This window comes from Streptomyces sp. NPDC004134 (genome assembly GCF_042874195.1).
Taxonomy (GTDB): domain Bacteria; phylum Actinomycetota; class Actinomycetes; order Streptomycetales; family Streptomycetaceae; genus Streptomyces.
The window spans coordinates 98,302-107,535 of record NZ_JBIAMS010000032.1; the positions used below are offsets into that span (position 1 = coordinate 98,302).

Below are 9,234 nucleotides of genomic sequence, written 5' to 3' on the forward strand. Positions count from 1 at the left end.
GTGCGGTTTCCTCGGTGAGGGTTCCTCGGGGGGAGAGGGGCCGGCCGGTCAGTCAAGGGACGTCTTCAGCGCGTCGACCTCTTCGTACGCCTCGCGCGCGGCCTCCCCGGGACTCGTCTGTCCCGAGGTCATCGCGCCGACGGCCTTGGCGACGGGCAGCTCGCCGTTGGTGGCGCCGACGAGCGCGCCCTCGCCCTGGTCGATGCCCCACCGCTTCATGTCGCCGACGCCGGCGACGAGCTGGTCGAGCAGTTCGGGGGAGAAGACCTCCTCCATGGACTTCCTGGTGTCGACGCCCATGTCGCTGGCGCGCCAGGCGTCGAGGTAGCGCTCGGACTGCCCGGGGGTGCCGGTGCGGACCGGGATCTTGCCCTCGGGCGCCATGCCGAACCAGTCCTCGTAGCCGGCGCTCATCATGTACTCGATGAACTGGGTGGAGGCTTCGGTCTCGGCGGTCTTGGTGGCGAGCCAGGAGGTGATCTCGCCGAACTGGGCGGGGTCCTTGCCGCCGGGGCCCTGGAGCGAGGTGACGATGCCGCTGTTCGCGGCCAGGAACCCGGGGTCGTCCTTGCACTCGGCGCAGCTCGGCATGGCGTCGTTGCGCAGCCCGGCCAGCTCGTCCAGGAGGAACGAGGACCAGACGATCATGCTCGACTGGCCGGCGAAGTAGGTGGCCCGGGTGGTGTCGACGGTCTGCAGCCCGGGCGGGCCGTAGCGGCGGGCGAGGGAGTCGTACGTCTCGAAGGCGGTGCGGCAGCGGTCGGAGTCCAGGCCGATGCCGCCGTCGCCGTCGACGAGGTCGCAGCCGTTGGCCAGGGCGAGGTCCTCGAAGCTCTGCTGCGTGAAGACGTCGGCGGGGTCGGTGGCGACGGATATCCCGTCGCGGCCCCTGACGTCCAGCGTCTCGGCGGCCTTCAGCAGGCTCGCGTAGTCGTCGGGGACGTCGAGACCGGCCTCGCGGAACAGGTCCTGGCGGTACGCGACGATCTGCACCCAGGCGTCGGAGGGCACCCCGAGCCGGGTGCCGCCGTCGGCGGTCAGGCGCAGCCCGTTGGCGTCGAAGGTGTCCTCGCCGAGCCGGTCGACGACCTCGGCGGGGATGCGGGTGTTCAGCAGTTCGTTGCTGTACATCTGCCATGCCTGGCCGAGCGGTACGGCGCCGATCACGTCGGGCAGGTCGCCGGCGGCGGCGGCCGACATGATGAGCTGCGGGAGCTGGTTCTCGTCCACGCCGACCAGCTCGACCTGGACGCCGGTTTCGTCCTCGAAGCGGTCGATGACCTTCTGGGTGCTGGCGATGCGGTCGGTCAGGCTCTCCTCCGACCACACGGTGATCTTCCGGTCGGGCTTGCCCGGACCGGAGGCGCCGGTGGCGCAGCCGGCGAGCACACCCATGGCGAGGGTGCCCGCGAGCAGGGCCGAGATCCGCGACCGCCGGGTCCACGTGCGCATGTTCTGATCCTTTGACTGTTCCTTGGATCGACTTAAGCGTTGGCGGACTGCATCTCACCACTACTTTTTCATGTTGACAAGACATAAGTCTGAGATATCTTCGACGCAAGTCGTTAACAGCCGTGCCCCCGATATGCCCAACCGGAGCACCCACCGTGGAACGCGTCGTCCAGTTCACCGCCCCCCGCCAGGTCGAGGTCGCCGAGCACGAGAGCGCCCCGCTGCCCCCGGGCCACCTGCGGGTCCGCACCCGGTACTCCGGCATCTCCGCCGGTACCGAACTCACCGCCTACCGGGGCACGAACCCGTATCTGACCCGCTCCTGGGACCCGGCGGCCCGGCTGTTCCGCGAGGACGCGGCGGGGCTTTCGTATCCGGTCGCCGGCTGGGGCTACTCCGAGGTCGGCGAGGTCACCGAGGTCTCCCCCGAACTGGCCGGCACCCCCGGCCTGCCCGCGGCAGGCGACCTGGTCTGGGGCATCTGGGGCCACCGCAGCGAGGGCGTCGTCCCCGCGGAGCGGATGGCCGGGCACACGCTGCCCGCCGGGCTGGACCCGCTCGCCGGGTCCTTCGCCAGGGTCGGAGCGATTGCATACAACGCGGTCCTCGCCGCGGGCATCCACGTCGGCGAGGACGTCGCCGTCTTCGGGCAGGGCGTCATCGGGCTGCTCGCCACCCGGCTCGCCGCGCTCAACGGCGGCACCGTGACCGCCGTGGACGCCCTCGGCACCCGGCTGGAGCGGGCCGCGGAGCACGGCGCGGCCCGTACGCTCAACGCCCGCACCGACGCCGTCGCCGAGGAGATCAGGGCGGCGACCGAGGGACGGGGCGCCGACGTGGCCATCGAGATCAGCGGTGCGTACGCGGCGCTGCACGAGGCCGTCCGCTCCGTCGTCGCCGACGGCCGGGTGGTGGCCGCCGGCTTCTACCAGGGCGACGCGGTGGGGCTCCGGCTCGGCGACGAGTTCCACCACAACCGGGTCCGGCTCGTCTGCTCCCAGATCGGCGGCGTCCCGCCGGAGCTGGCCGGGCGGTGGGACCAGCAGCGGCTGCAGCAGACGTTCCTGCGGCTCGTCGCCGACGGCCGCGTCGAGGTGCTGCCGCTGGTCAGCCACGTGGTGCCGGCGGCGGACGCGGCGGACGCGTACGCCCTGCTCGACGAGCGGCCAGAAGCCGCCCTCCAGGTCGTGCTGGAGTTCTGAGACCGCCGTGCCCGACCCCGCACCCCGCTCCGCGCACCCGCGCACACCCCCCGGCAGAAAGGCCGACCGCCCCGCCATGTTCTCCCTCGCGGCCCAGGAACAACTGCTGCCCGGCGACACCCTCCAGCAGAAGTGGGAGTTCGCGCAGGCCGCCGGCTACGACGGCATCGAGCTGCGCGCCCAGGGCGACCTGCGCTTCGCCGCCCGGCTGCCCGAGCTGAAGCGCGCGCTCGCCGACGGCGTCGTCATGCCCACCGTCTGCGTGGAAATGCTGCACTTCTTCGGCGACTTCGACGCCGGGCGGCGCCGCGACGCGGTGGCGCAGATGAAGTCGCAGCTCTCGGTGATCGCCGAGATCGGCGGCGTCGGCGCGCAGACGCCCGCGTCGTACGGGATGTTCTCCCGCCGGCTGCCGCCCTTCACCCCGCCGCGCGACGAGGCGGGCGACCGCGCCGTGCTGCTCGACGGGCTGGCCGAACTGGGCGAGCACGCGCGCCGCGAGGGCGTCGCGCTCTTCCTGGAGCCGCTGAACCGCTACGAGGACCACATGGTCAACCGGCTGGCGCAGGCCACCGAACTCATCCGCGCCGCCGGCCTGGACAGCGTGCGCATCGGCATCGACAGCTACCACATGAACATCGAGGAGACCGACCCCGCCGCCGCGATCCTCGACAACGCCCCCTGGATCGGGCACGCGCAGGTCTCCGACTCCAACCGCTTCCAGCCGGGCGCCGGCCATCTCGACTGGCCCGCCTGGCTCGGCGCGCTCCGTGCCGCCGGCTACACCGGCTGGCTCGCCGCCGAGTGCCGGCTGACCGGCGACCCGGCGGCGGCCGTCGCCGCCGTGCCCGGGTTCCTGCGCAGGGCCGGCGCATGACGGCGGCGGCCGCGGAGGGGCGGGGCGCCACGGCGCTGACGGCGGCGCCGGGCGACGGGACGGGCGCCGGGGGGTCCTGGCCCGTACGCGCGGACGATCCGTGGCGGTCCGCGGCGGCGGTGCTGCTGGGCAACTGGACCGGGACCTCCACCGTGCCCTCGCGCACGCTGTACCCGCACCAGTGGAGCTGGGACTCGGCGTTCGTCGCGATCGGGCTGCGGCACCTGTCGCCGCGGCGGGCACAGCGGGAACTGGAGATGCTGCTCGGCGCCCAGTGGGGCGACGGCCGCATCCCGCACATCGTCTTCAACCCGGCCGTGCCGCACGCCGCCTACTTCCCCGGCCCGGACTTCTGGCGCTCGGCGGGCTCCCCCGCCGGCGCCGGGGGCGGGGCCGCCGGTCCGGGCGCGGGGGCCCGGGCCGGCGCCCCGGCGCACACCCAGACCTCCGGCATCGTGCAGCCGCCGGTGCACGCGCTCGCGGCGCTGCTGGTGCACCGGGCGGACCCGGCGGCCTCCGCGCGCCGCGGCTTCCTGGCCCGCGTGTACCCGCGGCTGCTCGCCTGGCACCGCTACCTCACCGAGGACCGCGACCTGGGCGGCGCCGGGCTGGCCGCGATCGTCCACCCGTGGGAGTCCGGGATGGACAACAGCCCCTGCTGGGACGGCCCGCTGGCCCGGATCGAGCCGGCCCCTGCGGCGTCGTTCCGCCGCGCCGACCTCGACCACGGCGATCCGGCGGACCGGCCGACCGACCTCGACTACGGGCGGTACGTACGGCTCGCCGCCGACTACCGCGACGCGGGCTACGCGGACGCGGGGGTGCGGCACGGCTTCGCCGTCGAGGACCCGTGCGTGAACGCGCTGCTGATCGCCTCGGAGGAGGCGATGGCGGAGATCGCGGCGGAGCTGGGCGCCGACCCGGGCGGCCACCGGGAGCGGGCCGCGCGGCTGACGGAGGCGCTGGTGGCCCGGCTGTGGGACGCGGACGCGGGCATCTTCCGCAGCCGCGACCTGCGGGCGGACCGGGCCGTCGAGGAGTACGGCGTCGCCGGGCTGACCCCGCTGCTCGCCTCCGGGCTGCCGCCCGCGGTGGCGCGGACGCTGCGGGACACCCTGGCGGGCGCGCACTTCCGGCTCGGGGAGCTGCCGCTGGTCGCGTCGTACGACCTTCAGGGCGGGGCGTTCGACCGCACCCGGTACTGGCGCGGCCCGGCGTGGTTCAACACGGCCTGGCTGCTGGAGCGCGGCCTGCGCGGGCACGGCGCCGCCGCGACGGCGGACGCGCTGCGGCACGCGGTGCTCACCGGGGCGGCGGCGTCGGGGTTCGCGGAGTACGTGGACCCCCTGACGGGCGCGGCCAGGGGCGCGCGGGGCTTCAGTTGGACGGCGGCGCTGGCGCTGGACCTGGCGTCGGCCGGCGGACAGTGGCCGGAGGCGGGCGCGCGATGAGCGACGGACGCGTCCTGCTCGCACGCGACGGTACGTTCGCGGCGCTCACCCGGGGCGGCGGCGTCACCGGCAGCCGCGGTGCGTCCCCCGACGGGCTGTTCCGCCACGACGCCCGGCACCTGAGCCGCTGGCGGCTGACCGTCGACGGCGCGGAACCCGCGGTCCTCACCCCGGCCCGCGACAGCGCGGTCCCGGCCACGAGCGTCCTCACCCCGCCGGCCGGCCGCGACGCCCCGGCCCCGTACACGGTCTTCCGCGAACAGGCCGTGGCCTCCGGCCTCCTGCTCGAACGCCTCCGCCTGGTCAGCAACAGCCCGGACCCGGTGACGGCCCGGCTTGAGCTGCTGGCGGACGCGGACTTCGCGGACCAGTTCGAGCTGCGGTCGGACGGCCGCACGTACCCCCGCCTGCCGGAGGCGGCCCGGGAGGCCGGGGAGCGGCCGGACGGCGTGGAGTTCACGTACCGCCGCGGCGAGGGATGGCTGTCCCGTACGACGGTGAGGTGCGACCCGCCGCCGGCCGAGGTGACGCCCGCGGAGCACGGCACCGGCACCGCCCGGCGGCTCGGGTGGACGCTGACCCTCCCGCCGCACGGCGCCGCGGAGCTGGTGCTGCGCGTCGAGGCCCGTCCGCACGGCGCACCGGCCGTCGCGGACGCGGCGACCCCGGCGCAGGCCGCCGCCGGACTCCGTGCCGCCACCGACGCGTTCGCCCACCCGCCGGTGGAAGCGGACACCGCCGCCCTCTCCCCCGCCGAGCGCGCCGCGCTCGGGCGCGCCTGCGCGCAGGGGCTCGCCGACCTCGCGCTGCTGCGCGTGCCCGCCGCCGGGCCCCGCGGCGAAGAACTCCGCGTGCCGGGCGCGGGGATTCCGTGGTTCCTCACGCTCTTCGGCCGCGACTCCCTGCTGACCTCCCTCTTCGCGCTGCCCTACCGTCCCGCCCTCGCCCACGACACCCTCCTCGCCCTCGCCGCCACCCAGGGCACCCGGCACGACGCCTTCTCCGCCGAGCAGCCGGGACGCCTCGCGCACGAGGTGCGCCACGGTGAGCTGGCCGCCTTCCGGCAGGTGCCGTACGGGCGTTACTACGGCTCCGTCGACGTCACCCCCCTCTTCCTCGTCCTGCTCCAGGCGTACGCCGGGGCCACCGCGGACACCGCGCTCGCCGCGCGGCTGGAGCCGCAGGCGCGGGCCGCCGTGGAGTGGATGGTGGGCGACGGCGGGCTGGCCGAGCGGGGGTGGCTGGTCTACACGCCCGATCCCGGCGGTCTGGTCAACCAGAACTGGAAGGACTCCGCGGGCGCGATCTGCTTCGCGGACGGCACCCAGGCCGAGGGGCCGATCGCCGTCGCCGAGGCGCAGGGCTACGCGTACGACGCCCTCGTCCGCACCGCGCGGCTCGCCCGCGGCGTCTGGGGCGACGCGGCCTACGCCGACCGCCTCGACGCCCTCGCCGCCGGGTTGCGCGACCGCTTCCACCGCGACTTCTGGCTTCCCGCCCAGGACTTCCCGGCGCTGGCGCTCGACGGCCGCGGGCGGCAGGCGGACGCGCTCGCCTCGGACGCCGGCCACCTGCTGTGGTCCGGGATCCTGGACCGGGACCGCGGGGAGCGCACCGGGCGGCGGCTGCTCGCCGGCGACTTCTTCTCCGGCTGGGCCGTGCGTACGCTGGCGGCCGGTCAACGGCCCTACCACCCGCTGTCGTACCATCGCGGGAGCTGCTGGCCGCATGACAACGCCGTCATCGCCCTCGGCCTGGCCCGCTACGGGCTCGGCGCGGAGGTCCGCACGCTGACCCGGGGGCTCCTGGCCACCGCGGAGGCGCACGGCTGGCGGCTGCCGGAGGTGCTGGCCGGTTACGCACGCAGCGACCACCCGGCACCCGTACCGTATCCACACGCCTGCTCCCCGCAGGCGTGGGCGGCTGCCACGCCGCTGGCGCTGCTCACCGCAGTCTCCGGGGGCGGCGGAACCTGACGCCCGCCGCCTCCGGTCCCCCACTTCCGCGCCCCGCCCGTGCCGGACGCCGCGCCCCGCGTACCGGCGGGGCGCGGCCTCGCTTGCCGACCGGGTCGCCGGGGCGCTCGGCGCCCGGCGGTCACTCCTCTTCCTCCGCGTCCTCCTCCGCCAGCATCGCCCGCGCCCGCGCCGCCCGTACCGCGGCCGAGAGACTGGCGATGTCGTACGCGCCGTGGTGGCGGCGCCCGTTGACGAAGAAGGTCGGCGTCCCCGCGACCCCGCTGAGGTCGGCGGACTCCGTGTCCGCGGTGACCCGGCCCGCGCCGCTGCCGGCCTGCAGCGACCGGCGGAACCGCGCGACGTCCAGCCCCAGGTCCGCCGCGTGCTCCAGCAGGTCCCGCGGCGTCAGCCGGTCCTGTGCGGCGAGCAGCCGGTCGTGCATGGGCCAGAACGCGTCCTGCTCTGCCGCCGCCTCCGCGGCCTCGGCGGCGAGTTGGGCCCGCGGGTGCACGTCGGTCAGCGGCAGGTGCCGCCAGACGTAGCGGACGTCGCCGAAGTCGGCGAGGAGTTCGCGTACGACGGGCTCGGCCCTGCCGCAGTACGGGCACTCGAAGTCGCCGTACTCGACGACCGTGACGGGCGCCTCCAGCGGGCCGCGGATGTGGTCGCGCTCGTGGTCGACGGGCAGCGCGAGGTCCACGACGACGGGCGTCGTGCCCAGGAGCGCGCGGACGCGCCGCGCCTTCGGCAGCCGGGCGGTGGCGAAGGCGACGAGCGCGGTCACGGCACCCGAGCAGACGACGGCGGTGAGGATCCCGATCTTCGCCTGGGCGAGCTGCTCGCCGTGGAACGCCTTCGTGGCGATCAGCAGCGCGACCGTGAACCCGACGCCGGCGATCGTGCCGCCGCCGGCGACCGCCGCCCAGCCGACCGGCGGGCGCGTCCGGCCGCGGCTCAGCCGCGCCGTCAGCGCGGTGGCGCCGACGATGCCGATCGGCTTGCCGAGCACGTACGCCGCCAGGATGCCCAGCGTCACGGGCGAGGTGAAGGCGCGAGACAGCAGCCCGCCGTCGAGCTGGATACCGGTGTTGGCCAGGGCGAACAGCGGCACGATCAGATAGCTGCTCCACGGGTGGTAGATCCGCTGCAGCCGCTCGTTCGGGGAGATCGCCGAGGCGATGCCCTGCCGCGCCTCCCGCTCCAGCTCCGAGGTGGGCTGCTCCCGGAACGAGCGGAACAGCCCGCTGGCCCGCTCCAGCTCGCTGCGCGGCGCGGGATAGGCGTACGTGGCGAGCCCGATGAGCAGCCCGACGACGACCGGGTCGATGCCGGACTCGACGAAGGCGACCCACATCGCGACGCCGAGCAGTGCGTAGACGGCGCCGCGCCTGCTGCCGGCGGTGCGCAGGACCAGGATCACCGCGAAGAACACCACGCCGGCGAGCAGCGCGGGCCACACGACGGAGCTGCTGTACACGAGGGCGATGACGGCCAGGGCGACGAAGTCGTCGACGACGGTGATGGTGAGGACGAAGGTGTAGAGGCGCCGCGGGAACCGCTTGCCGAGGAGGGCCAGCACGCCGAGGGCGAAGGCGGTGTCGGTGGACATCGCGACACCCCACCCGGAGGCGGAGGAGTCGCCGGCGTTGATGCCCAGGTAGATGAGCACCGGTACGAGCATCCCGGCCACACCGGCGACGAACGGCAGCGTCATCCGGTGCCGTTCCCGCAGCTCCCCCATGTCGAACTCGCGCCGCGCCTCCAACCCGACGACCAGGAAGAACAGCGTCATCAACCCGGTGTTGACCCACTCGCGCAGGTCCATGCCGAGACTGCGGTCGCCCAGCTCCACCGACAGGTGGGTGTGCCAGAGGTCCGCGTAGCTGCCGGGTGCGGCGTTCGCCCAGACGAGGGCGATGACGGCGGCGGCGACGAGGAAGGTGGCGCTGCCGCTCTCGGTGCGGATGAACGTCCAGCGGGCCGAGGTGGTCGGACCGGCGTCCGTCGTCCGGTCGGCGGGCAGGGCGGCGTCCGGCTGCGGCATGCTCGGTCTCTCTCGTCTCGCGAACCGTGGTCGACGCGAGGACGTGGGGCGCCGCCGTGGACCGATGTTACGCGCCGCGCACGCGCTGCCCCCGGTGCGCGGCGCTCCGGCACGGCGCCGAGGTCACCGCGGGTCCGCGGCCCGGGTGTCCTCGGTCCAGCCCATGGTGCGCTGGACTGCTTTGAGCCAGTTGTTGTATTCGCGGTCGCGGGTGTGGGGGTCCATGCGGGGGGTCCATTCGGCGGCGCGG

Annotated in this window: 6 protein-coding genes; 4 read left to right on the top strand and 2 right to left on the bottom strand. The window is 75.0% G+C overall.

The features are described from left to right. Window positions 1-48: 48 nt before the first annotated feature. A complete protein-coding gene (locus ACFYVJ_RS30860) occupies window positions 49-1,452 on the bottom strand; it encodes an ABC transporter substrate-binding protein (RefSeq protein ID WP_388898474.1) in 1,404 nt (467 codons plus the stop codon). Between the two features lie 155 nt (window positions 1,453-1,607). On the opposite strand from ACFYVJ_RS30860, the gene ACFYVJ_RS30865 reads away from it, so the two are divergent. From ACFYVJ_RS30865 to ACFYVJ_RS30880, 4 genes are all read left to right on the top strand, one after another. Then, window positions 1,608-2,654 (top strand): zinc-binding alcohol dehydrogenase, encoded by a 1,047-nt coding sequence (locus tag ACFYVJ_RS30865; protein ID WP_388898477.1) that lies wholly within the window; start codon window positions 1,608-1,610, stop codon window positions 2,652-2,654. A 76-nt stretch (window positions 2,655-2,730) separates the two neighbouring features. Further along, window positions 2,731-3,531 carry a sugar phosphate isomerase/epimerase family protein gene (locus ACFYVJ_RS30870; protein ID WP_388898480.1) on the top strand — a complete coding sequence of 267 codons (801 nt, stop codon included), beginning with the start codon at window positions 2,731-2,733 and terminating at the stop codon, window positions 3,529-3,531. After that, window positions 3,528-4,982 (top strand): hypothetical protein, encoded by a 1,455-nt coding sequence (locus tag ACFYVJ_RS30875; protein ID WP_388898483.1) that lies wholly within the window; start codon window positions 3,528-3,530, stop codon window positions 4,980-4,982. Before ACFYVJ_RS30870 ends, ACFYVJ_RS30875 begins: the two co-directional genes overlap by 4 nt. Beyond that, window positions 4,979-6,958, top strand: a complete 1,980-nt coding sequence (locus tag ACFYVJ_RS30880; RefSeq protein WP_388898485.1) for a glycogen debranching N-terminal domain-containing protein — start codon at window positions 4,979-4,981, stop codon at window positions 6,956-6,958. Before ACFYVJ_RS30875 ends, ACFYVJ_RS30880 begins: the two co-directional genes overlap by 4 nt. A gap of 121 nt (window positions 6,959-7,079) precedes the next feature. On the opposite strand, the gene nhaA is transcribed toward ACFYVJ_RS30880, so the two are convergent. Further along, entirely contained in the window at window positions 7,080-8,984 is a 1,905-nt protein-coding gene (nhaA, locus tag ACFYVJ_RS30885; RefSeq protein WP_388898488.1) for a Na+/H+ antiporter NhaA, read from the bottom strand. Between the last annotated feature and the right edge of the window lie 250 nt (window positions 8,985-9,234).

Coding starts and splice junctions, on each gene's coding strand:
- ACFYVJ_RS30860 (WP_388898474.1), bottom strand. CDS start 1,452: ATGCGCACGTGGACCCGGCGGTCGCGGATCTCGGCCCTGCTCGCGGGC.
- ACFYVJ_RS30870 (WP_388898480.1), top strand. CDS start 2,731: ATGTTCTCCCTCGCGGCCCAGGAACAACTGCTGCCCGGCGACACCCTC.
- ACFYVJ_RS30875 (WP_388898483.1), top strand. CDS start 3,528: ATGACGGCGGCGGCCGCGGAGGGGCGGGGCGCCACGGCGCTGACGGCG.
- ACFYVJ_RS30880 (WP_388898485.1), top strand. CDS start 4,979: ATGAGCGACGGACGCGTCCTGCTCGCACGCGACGGTACGTTCGCGGCG.
- nhaA (WP_388898488.1), bottom strand. CDS start 8,984: ATGCCGCAGCCGGACGCCGCCCTGCCCGCCGACCGGACGACGGACGCC.